Genomic DNA, 23195 nt, shown 5'->3' with positions numbered 1-23195 from the left:
TTTTGCCGTGGTCAACGTGACCAATCGTACCCACGTTCACGTGCGGCTTGGTACGTTCAAACTTGCCTTTTGCCATGATCTCTATCCTTTGACTTTCAAGGAAACTTGATATCTGCCGGGGCCGTCCGGTTGGACGGACCCGGCAAGGGTTATTTACTTGGCCCGAGCGGCGATGACTTCGTCAGCGACGTTCTTGGGGGCCTCGGAGTAATGCTTGAATTCCATCGTGTACGTGGCACGGCCTTGCGTCAGCGAACGCAGGTTCGTGGCGTAACCGAACATCTCGGCCAGGGGCACTTCGGCCTTGATGGTCTTGCCACCGCCGACCATGTCATCCATGCCTTGGACCATGCCGCGACGCGAGGACAGATCGCCCATCACGGTGCCAGCGTAGTCTTCCGGCGTTTCGACTTCGACGGCCATCATCGGTTCCAGCAGCACGGGGCTAGCCTTGCGCATGCCTTCCTTGAATGCCATCGAACCGGCCATCTTGAACGCGTTTTCGTTCGAGTCCACATCGTGGTACGAACCGAAGAACAGGGTGACCTTGACGTCCACGACCGGGTAGCCGGCCAGGATGCCCGAAGGCAGCGTTTCCTGGATGCCCTTGTCCACCGCGGGGATGAATTCGCGAGGAACCACACCGCCCTTGATGGCGTCGACGAATTCGTAGCCACCGCCAGGAGCGAGGGGCTCGACCTTCAGGACCACGTGACCGTACTGGCCGCGACCGCCCGACTGCTTGACGAACTTGCCTTCGACTTCTTCGCAGACCTTGCGGATCGTTTCGCGGTAGGCCACCTGCGGCTTGCCGACGTTGGCTTCCACGCCGAATTCGCGCTTCATGCGGTCGACCAGAATTTCCAGGTGCAGCTCGCCCATGCCGGAAATGATGGTTTGGCCGGATTCTTCGTCGCTGCGCACGCGGAACGACGGATCTTCCTGAGCCAGACGCGACAGCGCCAGACCCATCTTTTCCTGGTCAGCCTTGGACTTGGGTTCCACGGCCTGCGAGATCACGGGCTCGGGGAATTCCATGCGTTCCAGCAGGATGTGCGAATCGACGTCGCAGAGCGTTTCGCCGGTGGTCACGTCCTTCAGGCCAACCACGGCGGCGATGTCGCCGGCCAACACTTCCTTGATTTCTTCGCGGTTGTTCGCGTGCATCTGCAGAATGCGGCCGATACGTTCCTTCTTGCCCTTGATGGGGTTGTAGACCGTATCGCCCGACTTCAGGACGCCCGAGTACACACGCACGAAGGTCAATTGACCCACGAACGGATCGCTCATCAGCTTGAATGCCAGCGCCGAGAACTTCTCGTTGTCGTCGGCATTGCGCTTGATCGCGTTGCCATCGTCGTCCTGGCCGTCGACCGGGGGAATGTCCACGGGCGAAGGCAGGTAGTCGATGACCGCGTCCAGCATGCGCTGCACGCCCTTGTTCTTGAAGGCGGTGCCGCACAGCATCGGCTGGATTTCGCCAGCGATGGTGCGTTGACGGATGGCCAAGTTGATTTCGGCTTCGTCCAAGGAACCCGTTTCCAGGTACTTGTTCATCAGCTCTTCCGACGACTCGGCGGCGGCTTCAACCAGCTTTTCACGCCATTCGGCGGCGGTGCCTTCCAGCTCGGCCGGAACGTCCTTGTAGTCGAACTTGGTGCCTTGGCTGGCTTCGTCCCAGATGATCGCCTTCATCTTGACCAGGTCGATCACGCCTTGGAACGTGTCTTCGGCGCCGATGGGGATGACGATCGGCACGGGATTGGCGCGCAGGCGGTTCTTCAGCTGGTCATAGACCTTGAAGAAGTTGGCGCCGGTGCGGTCCATCTTGTTGACGAAGGCCAGACGCGGCACGCCGTACTTGTTGGCTTGACGCCACACGGTTTCGGACTGCGGCTGAACACCGCCCACCGCGCAGTAGACCATGCAGGCACCGTCCAGGACGCGCATGGAACGTTCCACCTCGATGGTGAAGTCCACGTGTCCCGGGGTGTCGATGATGTTGATGCGGTGCTCGGGGTAGTTGCCGGCCATGCCACGCCAAAACGCCGTCGTAGCAGCCGACGTAATGGTGATGCCACGCTCTTGCTCTTGCTCCATCCAGTCCATGGTGGCTGCGCCATCATGCACTTCGCCAATCTTGTGATTGACGCCGGTATAGAACAGGATACGTTCGGTCGTGGTGGTTTTCCCTGCATCGATGTGCGCAGAGATACCAATGTTGCGATAGCGCTCGATCGGGGTTTTGCGGGCCATGGTGGATTAATCCTTAAATTACCAGCGGAAATGGCTGAAGGCCTTGTTGGCCTCTGCCATCTTGTGCGTGTCTTCGCGCTTCTTCATCGCGGCGCCACGACCTTCGGAGGCGTCGATCAGTTCGCCAGCAAGACGCAGATCCATCGACTTCTCGCCACGCTTCTTGGCGGCTTCACGGAGCCAACGCATAGCCAGGGCCAGGCGGCGCACGGGGCGCACTTCAACCGGCACTTGGTAGTTGGCACCGCCAACGCGGCGGCTCTTCACTTCGACGATCGGCTTGATGTTGTTGATCGCCAGGCTGAACACCTCGATCGGCTCCTTGCCGGTCTTGGTGGCGACTTGCTCGAGGGCGCCGTAAACGATGCGCTCGGCGACGGCCTTCTTGCCGTCCAGCATGACGACGTTCATGAACTTGGCGAGCTCGACGCTGCCGAACTTGGGATCGGGCAGAATCTCGCGCTTGGGTACTTCGCGACGACGGGGCATTGTTGCTTCCTTGTGTCTGTTCAGTTGAACCGTGTTTCATTACACGGCCATGGCCGCCCATTGGGACGACCCCTTACGTGCCGCGCACCTTCCCATCATCTGGATGGCGCGGTCGCACTTCCCGGGTGACGGACTTCCGTCACGTGGGGGTACTTCTGACTTGTAATTAAGCCTTCTTCGGGCGCTTGGCGCCGTACTTCGAGCGGGCTTGCTTACGGTCCTTGACGCCTTGCAGGTCAAGGGAACCGCGCACGATGTGGTAACGCACACCGGGCAAGTCCTTCACACGGCCACCACGCACCAGAACCACCGAGTGCTCTTGCAGGTTGTGGCCTTCACCGCCGATGTACGAAATGACTTCGTAACCGTTGGTCAGACGCACTTTGGCAACCTTACGCAGAGCGGAGTTCGGCTTCTTGGGGGTGGTGGTGTACACGCGGGTGCACACGCCGCGGCGTTGCGGGCAGTTTTCGAGCGCGGGGCTCTTGCTTTTGATGATGCTGACTTCGCGCGGCTTGCGCACGAGTTGGCTAATGGTAGGCATGACCTTTGAAATCCCTTTTACGTACCACTGGTAAGTACTTACGTACTCGTCTCCTGGAGCGGGTGAGCTTTCGGAGAAGGCAGTTCGCGCAAAACCGCCTCAAACGTTCAAATACGTAAAAGAGCGGGCTTGCCAACAAACCATGACAAACGCACAAAATCGGGGGCAGCCAGAAAAACAGTTGCTACAAGCTGGAGCAAGGACAAAAGGCTCGTGACGCACCTTCAACCATGACCCTGAACTGTCTGCCTGAGCGTGCTGATTTTGCGCGCGAAATAAAGCAGTAAGCCCTTTAGCATAACTGAGATGAAGGGCTACTGTCAAAGTTTTTTGTAAGTGTCGCCAAGCCGCGCGTTGCCGGCAAAAGCCGGGCAGTTGGCTGCGGCTGACGAAAAATGGGGCCATGTAAGGGGCAAACCCCGGGGACAAACCCGGCGGACGAACCCGGCGGCAGACCCAGCGGCCAAATCCGGTGCTTGATACCGCAGCGCTCGCGGCGCGAGCTGCGAGCAATCCCTGCCCCACGTTCTGGATTGGAGGAGTGTACCCCCTTGCGCGCTCAGCGATCAGTAAATAGATAGCCGCTGCCGTAGACGGTGCGAATCGGCAACACCACGCCTGCTTGGTCGGCCTTGCGCCGCAATCGGCTGACGATGACGTCGATGCTGCGCGCGCTGCTGGCGCGCGCTCCGCCCCCTTCCGCCTGCAATTCGCTGCCCAGCACGTCGCGGCCCACGGCCTTGCCGGCCACGTTCAGCAAGGCCCGAACGATGAGACGTTCGTTGGCAGACAGGGATAGCGTCACACCAGTCGGCGCCACCAGCGTCCACCCCTGGTCGCGCAGCTCCCATCGGCCGCTGCCCGTCTCGCGCGCGTCGGCCGGCTCAGCGTTGGCGGGCAGCCGGCGCGCGAGGGCGAGAAGGATGCAGACGAGTTCGCGCGGATCCTGGGGGTCTGGCAGACACGCATCGGCGCCGCTCTGAAGACAGCGCAGGCGGTTATCCACGGACATGTTCTTGCCGACGACCACGATGCCTAGCGGCGCGGAGCCATGCAAGCGGGCGACAAGGGCATAGCCGATTTCACCGGATGCGCCGATATCCAGGACCACGGCGTCGAAGTGCCCGCCGCTGAGCAGGCCAAACAATTCCAGCGTAGTGGAGCAGCCGCGGGCCGAGATGCCGGCCTGCAGCAGTGTGGATACGGACGAACCCCGTACGGCTTCGTCCGGAGACATCACAAGTATGCGCAATTGATTCATATCTGTCCCGATCTGCGTTCCCTCCCCTTGCACCGCCTGCTGTGTCGCGGCTGGTGACATCGTTGGAACAGTGTGGCGCTCGTTCACGCAACAACTCCAGTCAAGATTCGTCAACTTTGCAATGTTTGACAGTTCTTGCCATAACGTAGCCGCGGGAGGGTTTTCCCGAGTTATCATTCGTTTACATAAATCCGCCCCCTTCGTTTTGCTAGGTCGCCACACGCGCGCCTGCGCAGCCAACTTTCGCGAGAACTCGTCTAATGAAAATCGCGTCGCTGGAAGACGACCTGGATCAGGCTCGGCGCATCCAGCAGGTTCTGACCGCCGCCGGCTATGCTTGCACCAGTTACCACCAAAGCCGCGATCTGCTCGCGGCTTTGCGTACCGAAGCGTTCGACCTCGTGCTGCTGGACTGGCACCTGCCCGATATCGACGGCGACGACGTGGTCCGCTGGTTGCGCACCCATATCGGCGCGCGCATCCCTGTGATTTTCCTGACCAACCGATCGGCCGAAGATGACCTGGTCGAGGGCCTGCGCGCGGGCGCGGACGACTACATCGTCAAACCGATGCGTCCCCTGGAACTGCTGGCCCGGGTCGCGGCGCTGCTGCGCCGCAGCCAGATCGCCGAGCCCGTGGACGAGACCATCGAAGTCGCGCGATACCGTGTCGATCCCGCCGCACGCGTCATTACGCTGGACGACGTTGCCATTACGCTGGCGCCGAAGGAATTCGAACTGGCGCTGCTGTTCTTTCGCAACATTGGGCGGCTGATGTCGCGCGATGTGCTGGCCGAGTGCGTCTGGAACCGAGAAATTCCCGCCACCTCGCGCACGCTGGATACCCACCTGTCGAACATCCGGCAAAAGCTCCAGCTTCGTCCGCAGCACGGTGTGCGGCTGACTTCCTCTTATGCACTTGGCTACCGGCTTGAACTGGTCAGCCCGACCGACGACGGCCAGACCCTTTCGCTGTAGCTGCGTTGCCCGACTCCCTGGAGAATCGTTTGCCATGAGCCGCTTCCGCGCGCTTTGTTTGCTTGTCCTGGTTTCCTGCATCACGCTCGCCGCCCCCGCGCGCAGCCAGCCGGCGGGCGCATTGGGCGACGACTTCATCCACCGGGTCCGTCCCGGCGACACGCTGATTGATTTGGCCTCGCGGTACACGCGCAGCCCGGCCAACTGGAACCGGCTGCAGACGCTGAACAAGATCCTCACGCCCGAAACGCTGCCCATCGGGTTGGAGTTGCATATCCCGCTGGCCATGATTCCAGTGCGCGACGCGCAGGCGCAGGTGGTGCACGTGAGCGGCCGCGCAGTCCTGAATGGCAAGCCCGTGCAACCCGGCGCGCCCGTGACCGAAGGCAGCACGCTGGAGACCGCCCCCGACGGCTTCGTCACGCTGCAACTTGCCGACGGATCCCGCCTCACGCTGCCGTCCAGCGGCGCCGTGGACCTTACCCGCCTGCGGCAGTTCGAAGGCACCGCGCTGACGGATTCGGTGATCAACGTGCGCCGCGGCAGCGTGGAATCCAGCGTCGCGCCCGCGGGTCAGGGCGTGGGCCGTTTCGAGATCCGCACGCCGGTTGCGGTGACGGGTGTGCGCGGAACGCGCTTTCGCGTGCAGCGCAGCGCGCAGGGCGTGCATAGCGAAGTTTTGCAAGGCAGTGTGCGCCTGCAGGCGCAGGCGCCCGGCGACGCGCCCGCCAAACCGGTCGCGGTGGCGCAAGGGTTCGGCGCCGCAGTGGGCGCCGACGGCGCCATGTCCGGCGTACGTCCGCTGCTGGCTGCGCCGCAATTGGGCGAGCCGGTTCGCGCAGGCGGCACGTGGTCGATTCCTTTCGCCCCCGTCGAAGGCGCGCAAAGCTATCTGGTGCGCGTCTCGCGCGATGCCGAAGGCCTGCTGCCCGTTTCTTCCGCCAGCTTTCCGACCCCCGACATCCGCTTTTCCGCCCCCGGACCCGGCACGTTCTACGTGTCGGTGCGCGCCGTCGATGCCATCGGCCTTCACGGAACGGATTCGGTCCAGTCGTTCGAGGGCGCGAACATGCTGATGACGTCGTACGGGCTTGGCGTGGCGAGCGGCTCTGGCGGCCTTGTGACGCTGACCGCGTACTAAGGCAACCATCATGCCCGACGCCGCCGACTCGCTCGACCGGTCCTGGCGGTCCGGCCTGTGGTTGACATTCGCGCTGGCGGCGTTGGCGGCGTTTCTTGGCGCGTTCAACGGCCTGGGCCGTCTGGACCAGGTCTTCTATGACCGCGCGGTCATGCTGACGGGCAGGCCCGCCGACCCGGATATCCTGATCGTGGCGATCGACGACGCCAGCATCGACGCGCTGGGCCGCTGGCCGTGGCGGCGCGCCATCCACGCCGCCCTGCTCGACCGGCTGACCGGCGCGCGCGCCGTGGGATTGGATCTCATCTTTGCGGAACCCGACAAGATCAATGCCGACGACGATGCAATCCTTGCAGACAGCATCCGTCGCAATGGGCATACCGTGCTGCCGGTGGTACTGGACCGCCTGAAGAACCCGACGGCCATCGGATTGCCCATTGCGGAACTGGCGCAAGCGTCCGCCTCCACAGGCTTCATCAATGCGGTCATCGACCCGGACGGCGTCGTGCGCGAAGCCGCCCTCACCGCGCAGTTTGCCGGAGACCGCCGCAACCACCTGGCCATCTCGATGCTGGAAGTTGGCGGCCAAGCCGGCGAGGCGCAACGTCTGCTCAAGCGCGCCGATGCCGACGGCCGCATCCTGATTCCGTATGCGGGTCCTCCCGGCCATGTGCGGACGGTGTCGTACCTTTCGGTGCTGCGCGGCGACCTGCGGCCGGAAGACCTGCGCGGCAAGTATGTGCTCGTGGGTGCGTGGGCCACCGGCCTGGGCGACGATTACCCGACGCCGGTGTCGCACGACGCCAACGGTATATCAGGCGTGGAGATTGTCGCCAACGTCCTGCAGGCCGCGCGCGACGACATCGCATTCCAGCGGCCGCCGGCTTCGTGGAGCGCGCTGTTTGCGGCGTTGCCGGTGTTGCTGGCCTGCCTGGCCTTGTGGCGCCTGGCGCCCAAGAAGGCGCTGCTCGTCACCCTTGCGCTGCTTGCCGTCATCCCCGCGGCAGCTTGGCTATTACTGGCCCATGCCTATCTGTGGTTCGCGCCCACCGCGGCGCTAGCGGGCGTGGCGCTGTGCTATCCGCTCTGGAGCTGGCGCAACCAGGAAGCCGCGCTGCGCTATATGGACACGGAGTTGCAGCGTTTGCAGCGCGAGTACCCGCCGATCCTGAACGAAGCCCGCGTGCAGCTTGCCAATCCCAGCGCCTCGCTGGAGAGCCGGGTGGGCGAACTTCGGCGCGCGCTGGCGCGGGTCCGCAACCTGCGGCGGTTCCTGGCTGACGGGCTCGACGGCATGCCCGATGCGACGCTGGTGTTCGACCAGGAAGGCCGCGTGCGATTTCGCAACCAGGCCGCCATCATGTTCTTCCAGCAACTTGGCATTCGTCCGCCGCGCATCGGCCGGCCTGCGGCGCATCTGCTTGAACACACCCTTGCCGACGACGCTACGCGGGCGCGCGTGGCCGACGCGCTGAGCGGCCGTCACCCGGCCGATGCGGCTTCGCCCTGGAGCGCGGACCTGGAAGTGCGCGACCGGGCAGGCCGCGACCTGATCCTGAAATGCGCCCCCATCCACACGGCCGAGGGCCAGTTCGCGGGCACGGTGGCCACGCTGACCGACATTTCCAACATCCGTCAGGCCGAGCGGCAGCGCGAAGAGACGTTGCGCTTCATCTCGCATGACATGCGCGCGCCGCAAAGCTCGATCCTCGCATTGGTGGAAATGGCGCAGGAAGGCGGGCAGCAGGAAGTTCGGCAAGACACGCTCGCGCGCATTGCGCTGCTGGCCAACCGCACGCTCAGGCTGGTCGACGACTTCGTGCATCTGACCCGCGCCGAATCGATGCCGATCAGCACCATCGAACTGGATCTGGGCGGGTTGCTGCAGGACGCCGTCGACGATCTCTGGCCGTCCGCCAGCAAGCGCGGCATCGCATTGGAAGCCAGCACGCCGCTACCGGTTGCCTACACGCGCGGCGAGCAGACGCTGCTGATGCGAGCGCTGTGCAATCTGGTCGACAACGCCATCAAATACAGCGCGAGCGGCACGCGTGTCGATTGCAGCATCGATGAGCAGCACGGCTTCTGGTGCGTGCGCATCAAGGACCAGGGCCAGGGCATCGCGGCGCAGGACGTGGCCCGGCTGTTCGAGCCCTTTGCCCGTGTCGGCACCGACAATCGCGACGACGTTGGCGGGGCGGGGCTGGGACTGGCTTTCGTGCATACCGTGGCCGGACGGCACGGCGGGCGAATCGAAGTGCAGAGCGAGCTCGGCGCAGGCTCCGAATTCATCCTGCACCTGCCCAAGGCGTAGGTCGCGATCCTATTGGAAGGTGTGCGAGATGACCGCGGGCTTGCCCGGCCTGACCTCGAGCGTCATGCGAAAGGGCGGCAGGTCTGCGTTGCGCACGACCACCTGATACTTGCCCGGAATCAGCTTGAGCTCCTTCACGGGCGGACTGATTCCCCGCGCCACGCCGTTGATCCAGACTTCGCCCCAGGGGCGGATGTCCACCCGCACGGTGACCGGCACCGGTTTGGGCTTGGGCGCCTCTTCGGCAACCGACGCTGCCGGCGCGGTTTCCTGCGCCGTGGGCGCGGGCGGCGGCTCGGCGGCACTTGGCGAATCCGCCTGCGTGCGCGCAGACGGCGAACCCGGCCCGGCGGCCGGGCCCGTCGCGGTTGCTTGGCCCCCAGCGGCGGCGCCGGCCGTCAAGGGCGGCAGGTCGGCGGGCGCTTGCGATGCCGCCGGCGCGGGTTTAGGCGTGGGCATGGGCGCGGACACTGGCGCGGCAGGCTGCGGCAAGGGATGCACGACGGGCGGATTAGGCTGTACGACTTCCGAGCGGGTAATCAGCGCATTGGGACTGCCCTTGCCCCAATGGAACCACGCATAGATGCCCGCGCCGATCAGCGCGAGGATCAGCAGCCAGAACAGCAGCGGACCGCGCCGGCGGGCGGGCTCGCGCCGTTGCGCGAAACCGGCCACGGGCGGGGGCTTGGCCGTCTCGACCGATTGGTCTTCCGGCTCGGCCGGTTCGTCGTAGGCAGCCACGCCGAGCAGGCTGGCCAGCTCCGCCAACGACTGCGGGCGCGCCCTGGTGTCCATCGCCAGGCCGGCATCGATGACCCGCAGGAAGTCCTGTCCGTACTTGGGCAGTCCCATGTCGGCCAGCGCTTCGTATTCGTCGTGGGCACGGCGCTCGGGCGCCGGCGGCGGCCGGCTGCCAATCACGAGCGCGTACGCCACGGCGCACAAGGAATAGATGTCGGTCCATGGTCCGCGCGGCCATTCCACGGAATCCGTGTACAGCTCGAACGGCGCGAAGCCCGCTGCCGGCGTCCTGCTGGCCCGGCGCGAGCGCGCCACCACCAGTTCGGGCAGCAGATGCGCCCGCGCGCCTTCATCCATGCCCACGGTTTCGAGCGAGATGTCGCCGCAGATTTCCCCTTGCGCATGCAAAGCGATAAGCGAAGGCAGAAGGTCGGACAGGAGCCGCTTGATGCGCGATTCCGGCACCCCGCCCGCCGCGCTGGCAGCAATGGCGCTCAATGGGCGAAGCGCCAACGGCGCAGCGCCTGAAAAGGGGCCACGCGGCGTCAACAAGCCGGCGGGTGTAGACATCATCGAAGCTGCGCAGACGCGCCAATAACAGGTTCAGGGGCTATTTAGGCGGAATATTATCCAATCCGCAACGGCAGGACATTGCCGAAAATGTCCGAGCGCATCAGGCTGTGGCACGATAGCGTACCGCGTCACCATCCTACATCTTTGGAAGCCATGAAAATTCGCATCCTGAGCAGTCTGCTTGGCGTATCGGCCCTGTTGGCCGGTTGCACGGGCATCTCCAAATTGCAACCCGAGAGCCCTCCAACGGCCGAAGCCCTGGCCGAGCTGCAGCAGGTGCGCGACCAGTACAGCGCCGGGCGCTACGGAGAAGTCATCCGCGGCGTCGCCCGTTCCGACACCCTGGCCACCTCATCCAAAGCGGTACGCATCGAGGCCTACAAGCTTCAGGCGTTCAGCTACTGCGTCACGCAATATACGCAGCTCTGCGAGGACAGCTTCGCGCGCATCCTGGTTCTGGATCCGGCCTTCGAACTGGCGCCCAACGAAGCTGGCCATCCCGTCTGGGGACCGGCCTTCCAGCGCGCCCGCGCCCAGACGGCCAAATAGTCCTGCCGCACCCTTTCTTTCGCAAGTAAAAAGGCCGCTGATTCTCATCAGCGGCCTTTTGATTTTCAGGCTTGCCCGCGAACCTCGCGGGGCAAGCCTGCCAGAGACTTCCGCTTATTCGGCGGAATCCTCGGTACCCACGTCGGAAGCAGGCGTCTCGGCGTCCGAACCCACCGTGACCGGCGCGTCCTCGAACGGGTTGGCCTGCTGGCGGGCGGCTTCGCGTTCCGCGGCCTCCAGCTGTTCCTTGTCGCGGCGTGCGTGGTGGTAAGCCAGGCCGGTACCCGCCGGGATGAGGCGGCCGACGATGACGTTTTCCTTCAAGCCGCGCAGGTCGTCGCGCTTGCCCATGATGGCAGCTTCGGTCAGGACCCGGGTGGTTTCCTGGAACGAGGCGGCCGAGATGAACGAGTCGGTCGACAGCGAGGCCTTCGTGATACCCAGCAGCACGTTGTCGTACGTGGCTGGACGCAGGTCGGCAGCCGTGACGCGGTCGTTTTCGTTCAGCAGCTCGGAGCGCTCGACCTGCTCGCCCGGGATGAACTCGGTATCGCCCGCATCGACGATGTTCACACGGCGCAGCATCTGACGAACAATCACTTCGATGTGCTTGTCGTTGATCTTCACGCCCTGCAGACGGTAAACGTCCTGCACTTCGTCGACGATGTACGTCGCCAGTTTCTCGATGCCTTGCAGGCGCAGGATGTCGTGGGGATCGGCCGGGCCGTCCACGATCATTTCGCCCTTGTTCACCACCTGGCCGTCGTGCACCAGAACCTGCTTTTCCTTCGGAATCAGGAACTCGTGGCTCACGCCTTCCAGGTCGGTGATGACCAGACGCTGCTTGCCCTTGGTGTCCTTGCCGAACGAAACCGTACCGGTGACGTCGGCGAGCATGCCGGCGTCCTTCGGCGAACGGGCTTCGAACAGTTCGGCCACACGCGGCAGACCGCCGGTAATGTCGCGGGTCTTTTGCGATTCTTGCGGAATACGCGCCAGAACTTCACCCACGGCAACCTGCTGGCCGTCGCGCACCGTGATCAGCGCGCCCACCGGGAACGAGATGTTCACCGAGTGATCGGTGCCGGCGATCTTGACGTCTTCGCCGTTCTCGTTGACCAGCTTGATCTGCGGACGCATGACGATCTTGCCGCCACGGGTCTTGGGCGTGATGACGACGAGCGTCGACAGGCCGGTGACTTCGTCCACCTGCTTGGCAACGGTCACACCTTCTTCGATGTTCTCGAAGCGGACGGCGCCGCCGTATTCCGACACGATCGGACGGGTCAGCGGATCCCACGTCGCCAGACGCGCGCCGGCCTTCACGGCCTCGCCATCGCCCACCAGCACGGTCGCGCCGTACGGGATCTTGTGGCGTTCGCGTTCGCGGCCGTTGTCGTCGAAGATCGCCAGTTCGCCCGAGCGCGAGATCGCGACACGTTCGCCCTTGGCGTTCGTGACGTAACGCATCGTGCTGGCAAAGCCGACCGTACCGGTCGACTTCGTTTCCACCGCGCTGGCCAGCGCCGAACGCGACGCCGCACCACCGATGTGGAACGTACGCATCGTGAGCTGCGTGCCCGGTTCACCGATGGACTGAGCCGCGATGACGCCGACGGCCTCGCCCTGGTTGACGGACGAACCGCGGCCCAGGTCACGGCCATAGCAATGCGCGCACAGACCATGACGCGTTTCGCAGGTCAGCGGCGTGCGGACCTTGACTTCGTCCACGCCGATGCGGTCGATGGTGTCGACCAGATCTTCGTCCAGCAGGGTGCCGGCGACGATGGCCGTTTCCTGCGTGTCCGGATTGACGATGTCCACGGCAGCCACGCGGCCCAGGATACGGTCGCGCAACGGTTCGATGACTTCACCGCCTTCGACCAGGGCCTTCATGTTGTAGCCCTGCGAAGTGCCGCAGTCGTCTTCCGTAATGACCAGATCCTGCGTCACGTCGACCAGACGGCGGGTCAGGTAACCCGAGTTCGCGGTCTTCAGTGCCGTGTCGGCCAGACCCTTACGCGCACCGTGAGTGGAGATGAAGTACTGCAGTACGTTCAGGCCTTCACGGAAGTTAGCGGTAATGGGCGTTTCGATAATCGAGCCGTCCGGCTTGGCCATCAGGCCGCGCATGCCGGCCAGCTGGCGGATCTGGGCGGCCGAACCGCGGGCGCCCGAGTCAGCCATCATGTAGATGGAGTTGAACGATTCCTGGCGCACTTCCTCGCCGTGACGGTTGGTCACGGGCTCGGTGGCCAGTTGTTCCATCATCGCCTTGCCGACCTTGTCGCCAGCCTTGCCCCAGATGTCCACAACGTTGTTGTAGCGCTCTTGGGACGTGACCAGACCCGACGAGTACTGCTTGTCGATTTCCTTCACTTCGCGGCTGGCTTCGGTCAGGATGCCTTCCTTGGCGGTCGGGATCAGCATGTCGCCCATGGCGATCGAGATACCGCCGCGCGTGGCCAGGCGGAAGCCCGACTGCATCAGCTTGTCGGCGAAGATCACCGTGTCGCGCAGGCCGCAGCGGCGGAACGACTGGTTGATCAGACGCGAGATTTCCTTCTTCTTCAGCGCCTTGTTCAGGACGGTGAAGGGCAGGCCCTTGGGCAGGATCTCGGACAGCAGCGCGCGGCCGACCGTCGTCTCGTGACGGCGGATGACCGGTTGCCATTCGCCGTTCTCGTCGCGCTCGTGTTCCTTCAGGCGCACGGTGATACGGCTTTGCAGCTCGACTTCGTTGTTGTCGTAGGCGCGCTGGACTTCAGCGACGTCCATGAAGAAGATGCCTTCGCCACGGCCGTTGATGCGCTCGCGAGTCGTGTAGTACAGACCCAGCACGATGTCCTGCGACGGCACGATCGATGGTTCGCCGTTGGCGGGGAACAGCACGTTGTTCGAGGCCAGCATCAGCGTACGCGCTTCCAGCTGGGCTTCCAGCGACAGCGGCACGTGAACAGCCATCTGGTCACCGTCGAAGTCGGCGTTGAACGCCGCGCAAACCAGCGGGTGCAGCTGGATCGCCTTGCCTTCGATCAGCACCGGCTCGAACGCCTGGATGCCCAGACGGTGCAGCGTCGGCGCACGGTTCAGCATGACCGGGTGTTCGCGGATGACTTCTTCCAGGATGTCCCAGACCACCGGTTCCTGGCTTTCGACCAGTTTCTTGGCAGCCTTGATGGTCGTGGCCAGGCCCATCATCTCCAGACGATTGAAGATGAACGGCTTGAACAGTTCCAGGGCCATCAGCTTGGGCAGGCCGCACTGATGCAGCTTGAGCTGCGGACCCACCACGATGACCGAACGGCCCGAGTAGTCGACGCGCTTGCCCAGAAGGTTCTGACGGAAACGACCGCTCTTGCCCTTGATCATGTCGGCCAGCGACTTCAACTGGCGCTTGTTGGCGCCCGTCATGGCCTTGCCACGGCGGCCGTTGTCCAGCAGCGAGTCGACAGCTTCCTGCAGCATGCGCTTTTCGTTGCGCAGGATGATCTCAGGCGCCTTGAGCTCCAAGAGACGCTTCAGGCGGTTGTTGCGGTTGATGACGCGGCGGTACAGGTCGTTCAGGTCGGAGGTCGCGAAGCGGCCGCCGTCCAGCGGCACCAGCGGACGCAGGTCCGGCGGCAGCACGGGCAGCACTTCCATGACCATCCACTCGGCCTTGATGCCGGACTTCTGGAAGCCTTCCAGCACCTTCAGGCGCTTGGAGATCTTCTTGATCTTGGCTTCCGAGCTGGTGGCCTTCAGTTCGCCGCGCAGCGTTTCCACTTCGCGATCGATGTCGATGGTGCGCAGCAGTTCACGCACGGCTTCAGCGCCCATCAGGGCACGGAAGTCGTCGCCGTATTCCTCGGTCTTGGCCAGGAAATCGTCGTCCGACATGATCTGGCCGCGCTTGAGCGGCGTCATGCCGGGTTCGATCACGCACCAGGCTTCGAAGTACAGCACGCGTTCGATGTCGCGCAGGGTCATGTCGAGCACCATGCCCAGACGCGACGGCAGGCTCTTCAGGAACCAGATGTGCGCGACGGGGCTGGCCAGCTCGATGTGGCCCATGCGTTCACGGCGAACCTTGGCGACGGTGACTTCAACGCCGCACTTTTCGCAGATCACGCCACGGTGCTTCAGGCGCTTGTACTTGCCGCACAGGCACTCGTAGTCCTTGATCGGGCCAAAGATCTTGGAGCAGAACAGACCGTCACGCTCAGGCTTGAACGTGCGGTAGTTGATGGTCTCGGGCTTGCGAACTTCGCCGTAGGACCACGAACGGATCTTCTCGGGCGAGGCGATGCCGATCTTGATGGCATCGAACTGCTCGTCTTGCGAGACTTGCTTAAAGAGGTCGAGTAGCGCTTTCATTAGTTACGCTCCAAATCCATGTCCAGGGCCAACGAGCGGATTTCCTTGACCAGAACGTTGAACGATTCCGGCATGCCGGCATCGATCACGTGGTCGCCCTTGACGATGTTCTCGTAAACCTTGGTACGACCGTTGATGTCGTCCGACTTCACCGTCAGCATTTCCTGCAGGGTGTAGGCGGCGCCGTATGCTTCCAGCGCCCACACTTCCATTTCCCCGAAACGCTGGCCGCCGAACTGCGCCTTGCCGCCCAGCGGCTGCTGCGTGACCAGCGAGTACGGGCCGGTGGAACGGGCGTGCATCTTGTCGTCGACCAAGTGGTGCAGCTTCAGGTAGTGCATGTAGCCGACCGTCACCGGGCGTTCGAACTGCTCGCCCGTGCGGCCGTCGAACAGCCATGCCTGCGTACGCGAAGGCGTCAGCGCCATGCGTTCGGCGACGTCGTCCGGATAGGCCAGTTCCAGCATCTTGGTGATTTCCTCTTCGGTCGCGCCGTCGAACACGGGCGTCGCGAACGGCACGCCGTTCTTGAGGTTCTGGGCCATTTCCATGACTTCGTCATCGGTCAGCTCGTCGATGCGCGCGCCGGTGCCGGTCGTGTTGTAGACCTTGTCCAGGTAGGCGCGGACGTTCTTGACCTGCGCCGTGCGCTCGTCACGCAGCATGTCGGCGATGCGATGGCCAACACCCTTGGCAGCCCAGCCCAAGTGAACTTCCAGCACCTGGCCGACGTTCATCCGCGAGGGCACGCCCAGCGGGTTCAGAACGATGTCGGCCGGCGTGCCGTCAGCCATGTGGGGCATGTCTTCCACCGGGGTGATGCGCGACACGACGCCCTTGTTGCCGTGACGGCCTGCCATCTTGTCGCCAGGCTGCAGACGACGCTTCACGGCCAGGTAGACCTTGATCATCTTCAGCACGCCCGGGGGCAGCTCGTCGCCCTGCGTCAGCTTCTTGCGCTTCTCTTCGAAGGCCAGATCGAACTGGTGACGCTTCTGCTCGAGCGATTCCTTGGCCTGTTCCAGCACGACGGCGTGCGGCTCGTCGGCCAGACGGATGTCGAACCACTGCCAGCGATCCAGATCGGCCAGGTAGGCCTTGGTGATCGTCGCGCCCTTGGCCAGCTTGCGCGGGCCGCCGTTGACGGTCTTGTTGATCAGCATCTTCTCGATACGATCGAACTGGTCGTTTTCAACGATGCGCAGCTGGTCGTTCAGGTCCTGGCGATAGCGGCGCAGTTCATCGTCGATGATGGACTGGGCGCGCTTGTCGCGCACGATGCCTTCACGCGTGAACACCTGCACGTCGATCACGGTGCCGGTCATGCCCGAGGGCACGCGCAGCGAGGTGTCCTTAACGTCGGACGCCTTTTCACCGAAGATGGCGCGCAGCAGCTTTTCTTCCGGCGTCAGCTGGGTTTCGCCCTTGGGCGTGACCTTGCCGACCAGCACGTCGTCGGCGCTGACTTCGGCGCCGATGTAGGTGATGCCGGAATCGTCCAGACGGTTCAACTGCGTTTCAGCCAGGTTGCTGATGTCGCGGGTGATTTCTTCCGGTCCGAGCTTCGTATCGCGGGCGACAACGGTCAGTTCCTCGATGTGCACCGAGGTGTAGCGGTCATCCGCCACGACCTTTTCGGAGATCAGGATCGAGTCTTCGAAGTTGTAGCCGTTCCAGGGCATGAACGCGATCAGCATGTTCTGACCCAGGGCGAGTTCGCCCAGGTCGGTCGATGCGCCGTCAGCCAGCACGTCGCCCTTGGCAACGCGGTCGCCACGCTTGACGATCGGACGCTGGTTGATGTTCGTGTTCTGGTTGGAACGCGTGTACTTGATCAGGTTGTAGATGTCGACGCCGACTTCGCCGGCGACGTTTTCTTCGTCGTTCACGCGAATCACGACGCGCTCGGCGTCGACGTGGTCGACCAGACCGCCACGCAGCGCCTGCACGGTGGTACCCGAGTCAACGGCCACGGTGCGCTCGATACCCGTACCCACGACCGGCTTTTCCGGACGCAGGCAAGGCACGGCCTGACGTTGCATGTTGGCGCCCATCAGTGCGCGGTTCGCGTCGTCGTGTTCCAGGAACGGAATCAGCGAGGCAGCAACCGACACGATCTGCGACGGGGCAACGTCCATGTAGTGCACGTTGGCCGGGGCGGTCAGCATCGTTTCGCCAGCTTCACGGCAAGCGACCAGGTCGTCCACGAAACGGCCTTCTTCGTCGAGCGCGGCGTTGGCCTGCGCGATGACGTAGTGGCTTTCTTCGATGGCCGACAGGTAATCGATCTGCTCGCTGACGCGGCCGTCGATGATCTTGCGGTAAGGCGTTTCCAGGAAACCGTACTCGTTCAAGCGAGCGTACAGCGCCATGGAGTTGATCAGACCGATGTTCGGGCCTTCCGGCGTTTCGATCGGGCAGACACGGCCGTAGTGGGTCGGGTGCACGTCGCGGACTTCAAAGCCGGCGCGCTCGCGGGTCAGACCGCCCGGGCCCAGTGCGGAAACACGACGCTTGTGCGTGATTTCCGACAGCGGGTTGGTCTGGTCCATGAACTGCGAGAGCTGGCTCGAACCGAAGAACTCCTTGATGGCAGCCGAGATCGGCTTGGAGTTGATCAGGTCGTGCGGCATCAGGTTTTCGGTCTCGGCCTGGCCCAGACGTTCCTTGACGGCGCGCTCGACGCGCACGAGGCCGGCGCGGAACTGGTTTTCGGCCAGTTCGCCCACGCAACGCACGCGGCGGTTGCCCAAGTGATCGATGTCGTCGATCTGGCCACGGCCGTTACGCAACTCAACCAGCACCTTGATGGTTTCAAGGATGTCTTCGTTGGTCAGCGTCATCGGGCCGGTGATGTCCTCACCACGGCCCAGACGGCTGTTGACCTTCATGCGGCCGACGCGCGACAGGTCGTACGTCTCTTCGCTGTAGAACAGACGCTGGAACAGCGCTTCCACCGCTTCTTCGGTGGGCGGCTCGCCAGGACGCATCATGCGGTAGATGGCAACGCGCGCGGCCATCTGGTCGGCGGTTTCATCGGTGCGCAGCGTTTGCGAGATGTACGGACCGCGGTCCAGGTCGTTCGTGTAGAGCGCCTGGAACTCGTGCACGTTGGCGGCGCGCAGGGCGCCGAGCACGCTTTCCGTGATCTCGTCGTTGGCGTTGGCGATGACTTCGCCGGTATCTTCGTCAACGATGTTCTTGGCCAGCACACGGCCGTACAGGAAATCTTCCGGCACGGAGATGCGCTGGATGCCGCCGGCAGCCAGGTCGCGCAGGTGCTTGGCGTTGATGCGCTTGTCCTTCTCGACGATCACCTTGCCCGAACGGTCGGCGATGTCGAAACGGGCCATTTCGCCCTTCCAACGCTCAGGCACGAATTCCATCATCGCGCCTTCGCTCTTCAGTTCGAAGTTGTCGAAGTCGAAGAAGTTGGCCAAGATGGTTTCCGGCGTCATGCCGATGGCCTTGCACAGGATCGTGACAGGCATCTTGCGGCGGCGGTCGACGCGGAAGAACAGGACGTCCTTCGGGTCGAATTCAAAGTCCAGCCACGAGCCGCGGTAAGGAATCACGCGGGCCGAGAACAGGAGCTTGCCGGAGCTGTGCGTCTTGCCGCGGTCGTGTTCGAAGAACACGCCAGGCGAGCGGTGCAGCTGCGAAACGATGACACGCTCCGTGCCGTTGATGACGAAGGAACCCGTGCCCGTCATGAGCGGAATTTCGCCCATGTAGACTTCCTGTTCCTTCACTTCCTTCACGGTGGGCTTGCTGACTTCGCGGTCAAGCAGCACCAGGCGGACCTTGGCTCGCAGGGGCGAGGCATAGGTCAGGCCACGTTGCTGACATTCCTTGACATCGAACACCGGTTCGCCGAGCACATAGCTCACGAACTCCAAGCGCGCCATACCGTTGTGACTAACGATCGGGAAAATCGACGAAAACGCCGCCTGCAAACCGTCGGCTACGCGTTCGGACGGGGCGGTATCCGCCTGCAGGAAAGTTAGGTAGGATTGAAGCTGTGTCGCCAAAAGGAAAGGAACGTTTTGAACGTCTTCACGCTTGGCGAAGCTTTTGCGGATGCGCTTTTTTTCGGTGTACGAGTAAGGCATGAGCACTCCGACTCGAGGTTGCATGGGCCGTCAACCACGGCCCCAGGTGATACGACTCCAGGAAACCCCACTGAATGGGCATACCCCCAGTAGGGGTTTCCTGGAAACGCAAAAGCCCGGGGACTGCAAACTGTGCTGTCCCCGGGCAGTTGACGCAGGTCTTACTTGACTTCGACCTTGGCGCCAGCTTCTTCCAGCTTCTTCTTGGCGGCTTCGGCGTCAGCCTTGGCCACAGCTTCCTTGACGGGCTTCGGAGCGCCGTCGACCAGGTCCTTGGCTTCCTTCAGACCCAGACCGGTCAGCTCGCGCACGGCCTTGATGACGCTGACCTTGTTCGCGCCGGCTTCTTGCAGGACGACGGTGAACTCGGTTTGCTCTTCAGCAGCGGCAGCAGCGCCACCAGCGGCGGGAGCAGCGACAGCGACGGCAGCGGCAGCAGCCGACACGCCGAACTTCTCTTCCATTTCCTTGATCAGCTCGGACAGCTCGAGCACGGTCATGCCAGCGATGGCGTCAAGGATTTCAGCTTTGTTAAGTGCCATTTTTCAGAACTCCAAATATTTTGGTAATGCCAGGGTTTGGGTGTCGCTTCGTCGTTCAGCGAATTCCGGACAACAGGGCGATTAGGCCGCTGCCTTCTGGTCGCGCACGGCAGCGAGGCCACGGGCGAACTTGGTCGGAACTTCGTTGAGCGTACGCACGAATTGCGCGATGGGGGCTTGCATGGTGCCAAGCAGTTTCGACAGCAACTCTTCGCGCGAGGGCATGGTGGCCAGGGCCTTCACGCCTTCTTGGTTCAGCAAGTTGTTGGGCAGAGCGCCCGCCTTGATGACCAGCTTATCGTTGCTCTTCGCGAAACCAGCAATGACCTTGGCCGCCGCTACCGGATCAGTGCTGATGCCATAGATCAGCGGACCGGTCAGTTGCTCAGCCAACGGCTCGAAAGCCGTGCCAGCAACAGCACGACGGGCCAGCGAGTTCTTCAGAACACGCAGATACACGCCCGATTCACGCGCAGTTTTGCGCAGTACGGTGACAGAGGCGACGTCCAGACCACGGTACTCAGCGATAACAATCGATTGGGCCTTGGCGACTTCCGCCGAGACTTCCTCGATTACCACCGCTTTCTCTTGACGATTGAGACTCACGGTTTGAACACTCCATCAAAAGACGCCTGGGGCCGGAGCCTTGCGCGTCAACCGAATGCGGCGCCTGGACGAGTTCTTCGGGTAAAGAATTCTTCCTGGGGACGCCGTCTACGCTGGATCCGGACTAGGTGAGCTCCGGGATTAAGCGGGGCAGCGGCGATGCTGCTTTCCTTGCGGAAGGTGGATTCCTTCCACTGCCCTGCTCCAGCGGTCTTTGACAGCAACATCCGGAGGGGTCCGGATGCAGCCCAAAGTACGTTTACTGCTGTTGGCTTAGTTGGAAGCCGACAGCGAGGCAATTTCCACACGCGCTCCGCCGCCCATCGTGGACGAAACGGCGAGCTTGCGCAGGTAAATGCCCTTGGCAGCTGCGGGACGAGCCTTTTGCAGGGCGTCGACCAGAGCGGCCAGGTTGGTTTGCAGCTGTTCCACGCCGAACGACGCGCGGCCGATCGTTGCGTGGATGATGCCGGCCTTGTCGGTACGGTACTGAACCTGACCGGCCTTGGCGTTCTTCACAGCGGTTGCGACGTCGGGGGTCACGGTGCCGACCTTCGGGTTCGGCATCAGGCCGCGCGGGCCCAGGATCTGACCCAGGGCGCCGACGACACGCATCGTGTCGGGCGAGGCGATGACAACGTCAAAGTCCATTTGACCGGCCTTGATGCTGTCGGCCAAGTCGTCCAGACCAACGATGTCGGCGCCAGCGGCCTTGGCGGCTTCAGCCTTGTCGCCTTGGGCGAACACGGCGACGCGGACCGACTTGCCGGTGCCGGCGGGCAGCACGACCGAACCGCGGACCAGTTGGTCCGACTTCTTCGGGTCGATGCCGAGTTGCACGGCCACGTCAATGGATTCATTGAACTTGGCGACGGCGGTTTCCTTGACCAGGGTCAGGGCTTCAGCGACCGGGTACAGCTTGGTGCGGTCGATCTTTTGTGCAATAGCGGCGGCGCGCTTGGACAACTTAGCCATGATTAGATCCCCTCAACCGTGATGCCCATGCTGCGGGCGCTGCCAGCGATCGTGCGCACTGCGGCTTCCAGATCGGCGGCGGTCAGGTCGGGACCCTTGGCCTTGGCGATTTCTTCAGCTTGCGCGCGGGTCAGCGTGCCGACCTTGTCGGTATGCGGCTTGGCCGAACCCTTTTGCACGCCGGCGGCCTTCTTGATGAGGACCGTCGCGGGCGGGGTCTTCATGATGAAGGTGAAGCTCTTGTCGGCGAAAGCGGTGATCACCACCGGAATCGGCAGACCAGGCTCCATGCCTTGGGTCTTGGCGTTGAACGCCTTGCAGAATTCCATGATGTTCAGGCCACGCTGACCCAGGGCCGGGCCAATCGGGGGGGAGGGGTTAGCCTTACCAGCCGGTACTTGCAGCTTGATAAAGCCGACGATCTTCTTCGCCATGCTTTGCTCCTTGCGGGTGATATCGCCCTGGCCGATAAGGACAGGGCTCCCCGGGGGTTAGATTCAGGTCTTTTCGACCTGGCTGAAATCGAGCTCGACGGGCGTGGCGCGACCAAAAATGGTGACGGACACACGCACCTTGCTCTTTTCGTAGTTGACTTCTTCGACGTTGCCGTTGAAGTCCGCAAACGGACCTTCCTTGACCCGAACCATCTCGCCCACTTCGAACAGGATCTTGGGGCGGGGTTTCTCGACGCCCTCTTCCATCTGGGAGAGGATCTTTTCGACTTCCTTTTCGGAAATCGGGGTCGGACGATTGCCCGAGCCGCCCAAAAAGCCGGTGACTCGGTTGGTGTTCTTGACCAGGTGCCACGTTTCGTCGGTCAGGTCCATTTCAACCAGGACATAACCGGGGAAAATGCGGCGCTCGGTGATCGACTTCTGACCACCCTTGACCTCGACGACTTCTTCGGAGGGCACAAGGATGCGGCCAAAAGACGTTTGCAGGCCCGCGCGCTCGATGCGCTCATTCAGGGCCTTGTGTACGCTTTTTTCCATGCCGGAGTACACATGGACGACATACCAACGCTTACTCATTTGCCGTCCTTATTTCCAGCCCAGCAGCAGGCCGTAGAGAATCCATTCGATGCCCTTGTCGAGCACCCACATGAAAATGCCCATGACCGCCACGAAGGCAAAAACGATACCCGTCATCTGGGTCGTTTCCTTGCGGGTGGGCCATGCGACACGCTTGACTTCGTTGTAGGACTCGCTGGCAAAGCTCAGGGTACGGCGACCGGGTTCGCTGAACCAGGCGATCGCGGCTGCGATCACGAGGCCGCCGACGAACACACCGATCCGAGCGGGCATCGGCTGCGCGCTAAGCACGGAGAACCCGACGATGCCAGCAATAACGACGAGAACCGCCAGCCCGAGCTTGACCCGGTCGGCGGTACTGGTAACGGTTTCTACGCTGGTATTAGACATATTGCGACGCGAGCCGCCGTGAATGCGTAACTCGCGATGATCTCCCGCGGGTTTATCCTGGCGGTGGCAGGGGCAGTAGGAATCGAACCTACAACCTTCGGTTTTGGAGACCGACGCTCTGCCAATTGAGCTATGCCCCTAAACACATCAAAATCTTGTTCCGCCCTGCATCGGCTCGCGGAACCATACATAGTACTACTTTTACAGCAAAGATGGATAGAGGGGCATGAATGCCCACCCTACCCATCCGGGTATTGCTTACTTCAGGATCTTGGCGACGACGCCGGCGCCGACGGTACGACCGCCTTCACGGATGGCGAAACGCAGACCTTCTT

17 protein-coding genes, 1 tRNA gene and 2 pseudogenes are annotated in these 23195 nt (G+C 62.8%); 4 read left to right on the top strand and 16 right to left on the bottom strand.

All coding sequences use genetic code 11. From position 1 onward, the window contains the following. From KVT32_RS26880 to KVT32_RS26860, 5 genes and pseudogenes are all read right to left on the bottom strand, one after another. Positions 1–76: pseudogene (locus KVT32_RS26880) on the bottom strand (elongation factor Tu); the annotation flags it as partial. A gap of 77 nt (positions 77–153) precedes the next feature. Beyond that, positions 154–2256 (bottom strand): elongation factor G, encoded by a 2103-nt coding sequence (gene fusA / locus KVT32_RS26875; RefSeq protein ID WP_152383011.1) that lies wholly within the window; start codon positions 2254–2256, stop codon positions 154–156. Positions 2257–2274: 18 nt separating this feature from the next. After that, positions 2275–2745 (bottom strand): 30S ribosomal protein S7, encoded by a 471-nt coding sequence (rpsG, locus tag KVT32_RS26870; protein WP_006389600.1) that lies wholly within the window; start codon positions 2743–2745, stop codon positions 2275–2277. 166 nt (positions 2746–2911) lie between these two features. Further along, on the bottom strand, positions 2912–3289 hold the full coding sequence (gene rpsL, locus KVT32_RS26865; RefSeq protein ID WP_005017264.1) for a 30S ribosomal protein S12: 378 nt from the start codon (positions 3287–3289) through the stop codon (positions 2912–2914). A 559-nt stretch (positions 3290–3848) separates the two neighbouring features. Continuing rightward, positions 3849–4526, bottom strand: a complete 678-nt coding sequence (locus KVT32_RS26860) for a response regulator transcription factor (RefSeq protein WP_371825620.1) — start codon at positions 4524–4526, stop codon at positions 3849–3851. A gap of 284 nt (positions 4527–4810) precedes the next feature. Here KVT32_RS26860 and KVT32_RS26855 point away from each other — a divergent pair, with 284 nt between their 5' ends. The 3 genes from KVT32_RS26855 to KVT32_RS26845 are packed head-to-tail and all read left to right on the top strand — an operon-like array spanning position 4811 to position 8982. Then, a complete protein-coding gene (locus KVT32_RS26855; RefSeq protein WP_152383013.1) occupies positions 4811–5527 on the top strand; it encodes a response regulator transcription factor in 717 nt (238 codons plus the stop codon). 34 nt (positions 5528–5561) lie between these two features. After that, positions 5562–6668 (top strand): FecR domain-containing protein, encoded by a 1107-nt coding sequence (locus KVT32_RS26850; RefSeq protein ID WP_152383014.1) that lies wholly within the window; start codon positions 5562–5564, stop codon positions 6666–6668. 10 nt (positions 6669–6678) lie between these two features. Continuing rightward, entirely contained in the window at positions 6679–8982 is a 2304-nt protein-coding gene (locus tag KVT32_RS26845; RefSeq protein ID WP_217619078.1) for a CHASE2 domain-containing protein, read from the top strand. Positions 8983–8991: 9 nt separating this feature from the next. Here the strand turns inward: KVT32_RS26845 and KVT32_RS26840 are convergent, their stop codons facing one another. After that, positions 8992–10293, bottom strand: a complete 1302-nt coding sequence (locus tag KVT32_RS26840) for a serine/threonine protein kinase (RefSeq protein WP_152385390.1) — start codon at positions 10291–10293, stop codon at positions 8992–8994. 156 nt (positions 10294–10449) lie between these two features. Here KVT32_RS26840 and KVT32_RS26835 point away from each other — a divergent pair, with 156 nt between their 5' ends. Beyond that, positions 10450–10845: a TssQ family T6SS-associated lipoprotein gene (locus KVT32_RS26835; RefSeq protein ID WP_056320715.1), complete on the top strand. Its 396-nt coding sequence runs from the start codon at positions 10450–10452 to the stop codon at positions 10843–10845. A gap of 114 nt (positions 10846–10959) precedes the next feature. Here KVT32_RS26835 and rpoC read toward each other — a convergent pair whose 3' ends face one another. The 10 genes and pseudogenes from rpoC to KVT32_RS26785 all read right to left on the bottom strand — a co-directional run. Beyond that, positions 10960–15204 carry a DNA-directed RNA polymerase subunit beta' gene (gene rpoC, locus KVT32_RS26830; RefSeq protein ID WP_217619077.1) on the bottom strand — a complete coding sequence of 1415 codons (4245 nt, stop codon included), beginning with the start codon at positions 15202–15204 and terminating at the stop codon, positions 10960–10962. Further along, positions 15204–19316: a DNA-directed RNA polymerase subunit beta gene (gene rpoB / locus KVT32_RS26825; protein WP_142052175.1), complete on the bottom strand. Its 4113-nt coding sequence runs from the start codon at positions 19314–19316 to the stop codon at positions 15204–15206. Before rpoB ends, rpoC begins: the two co-directional genes overlap by 1 nt. A gap of 161 nt (positions 19317–19477) precedes the next feature. Further along, entirely contained in the window at positions 19478–19858 is a 381-nt protein-coding gene (rplL, locus tag KVT32_RS26820; protein WP_008157777.1) for a 50S ribosomal protein L7/L12, read from the bottom strand. Between the two features lie 81 nt (positions 19859–19939). After that, the gene (gene rplJ / locus KVT32_RS26815) at positions 19940–20464 is read right to left on the bottom strand and encodes a 50S ribosomal protein L10 (RefSeq protein ID WP_056320723.1); all 525 of its coding nucleotides are present in this window, start codon (positions 20462–20464) and stop codon (positions 19940–19942) included. A 273-nt stretch (positions 20465–20737) separates the two neighbouring features. Continuing rightward, the gene (rplA, locus tag KVT32_RS26810) at positions 20738–21439 is read right to left on the bottom strand and encodes a 50S ribosomal protein L1 (protein ID WP_056320726.1); all 702 of its coding nucleotides are present in this window, start codon (positions 21437–21439) and stop codon (positions 20738–20740) included. A gap of 2 nt (positions 21440–21441) precedes the next feature. Next, positions 21442–21873 (bottom strand): 50S ribosomal protein L11, encoded by a 432-nt coding sequence (gene rplK, locus KVT32_RS26805; RefSeq protein ID WP_043542688.1) that lies wholly within the window; start codon positions 21871–21873, stop codon positions 21442–21444. A 63-nt stretch (positions 21874–21936) separates the two neighbouring features. Next, entirely contained in the window at positions 21937–22470 is a 534-nt protein-coding gene (gene nusG / locus KVT32_RS26800) for a transcription termination/antitermination protein NusG (RefSeq protein WP_006389586.1), read from the bottom strand. A 9-nt stretch (positions 22471–22479) separates the two neighbouring features. Then, positions 22480–22860, bottom strand: a complete 381-nt coding sequence (gene secE, locus KVT32_RS26795) for a preprotein translocase subunit SecE (protein WP_046806052.1) — start codon at positions 22858–22860, stop codon at positions 22480–22482. Positions 22861–22924: 64 nt separating this feature from the next. After that, positions 22925–23000 (bottom strand) — tRNA-Trp (locus tag KVT32_RS26790). Positions 23001–23118: 118 nt separating this feature from the next. Next, a pseudogene (locus tag KVT32_RS26785) lies at positions 23119–23195 on the bottom strand (elongation factor Tu); the annotation flags it as partial.

It is taken from the genome of Achromobacter sp. GbtcB20, from assembly GCF_019091095.1.
GTDB classification, from domain to species: domain Bacteria; phylum Pseudomonadota; class Gammaproteobacteria; order Burkholderiales; family Burkholderiaceae_B; genus Achromobacter; species Achromobacter mucicolens.
This window is presented reverse-complemented; position numbering and strand designations above follow the sequence as displayed.

Bases quoted from the DNA above. Each gene is read 5' to 3' on its own strand.
- rpoC (WP_217619077.1), bottom strand. From the start codon at position 15,204: ATGAAAGCGCTACTCGACCTCTTTAAGCAAGTCTCGCAAGACGAGCAG.
- KVT32_RS26860 (WP_371825620.1), bottom strand. From the start codon at position 4,526: ATGTCTCCGGACGAAGCCGTACGGGGTTCGTCCGTATCCACACTGCTG.
- rpsG (WP_006389600.1), bottom strand. From the start codon at position 2,745: ATGCCCCGTCGTCGCGAAGTACCCAAGCGCGAGATTCTGCCCGATCCC.
- KVT32_RS26845 (WP_217619078.1), top strand. From the start codon at position 6,679: ATGCCCGACGCCGCCGACTCGCTCGACCGGTCCTGGCGGTCCGGCCTG.
- KVT32_RS26835 (WP_056320715.1), top strand. From the start codon at position 10,450: ATGAAAATTCGCATCCTGAGCAGTCTGCTTGGCGTATCGGCCCTGTTG.
- KVT32_RS26855 (WP_152383013.1), top strand. From the start codon at position 4,811: ATGAAAATCGCGTCGCTGGAAGACGACCTGGATCAGGCTCGGCGCATC.
- secE (WP_046806052.1), bottom strand. From the start codon at position 22,860: ATGTCTAATACCAGCGTAGAAACCGTTACCAGTACCGCCGACCGGGTC.
- rplA (WP_056320726.1), bottom strand. From the start codon at position 21,439: ATGGCTAAGTTGTCCAAGCGCGCCGCCGCTATTGCACAAAAGATCGAC.
- KVT32_RS26840 (WP_152385390.1), bottom strand. From the start codon at position 10,293: ATGTCTACACCCGCCGGCTTGTTGACGCCGCGTGGCCCCTTTTCAGGC.
- rpsL (WP_005017264.1), bottom strand. From the start codon at position 3,289: ATGCCTACCATTAGCCAACTCGTGCGCAAGCCGCGCGAAGTCAGCATC.
- nusG (WP_006389586.1), bottom strand. From the start codon at position 22,470: ATGAGTAAGCGTTGGTATGTCGTCCATGTGTACTCCGGCATGGAAAAA.
- fusA (WP_152383011.1), bottom strand. From the start codon at position 2,256: ATGGCCCGCAAAACCCCGATCGAGCGCTATCGCAACATTGGTATCTCT.
- rplL (WP_008157777.1), bottom strand. From the start codon at position 19,858: ATGGCACTTAACAAAGCTGAAATCCTTGACGCCATCGCTGGCATGACC.
- rpoB (WP_142052175.1), bottom strand. From the start codon at position 19,316: ATGCCTTACTCGTACACCGAAAAAAAGCGCATCCGCAAAAGCTTCGCC.
- rplK (WP_043542688.1), bottom strand. From the start codon at position 21,873: ATGGCGAAGAAGATCGTCGGCTTTATCAAGCTGCAAGTACCGGCTGGT.
- KVT32_RS26850 (WP_152383014.1), top strand. From the start codon at position 5,562: ATGAGCCGCTTCCGCGCGCTTTGTTTGCTTGTCCTGGTTTCCTGCATC.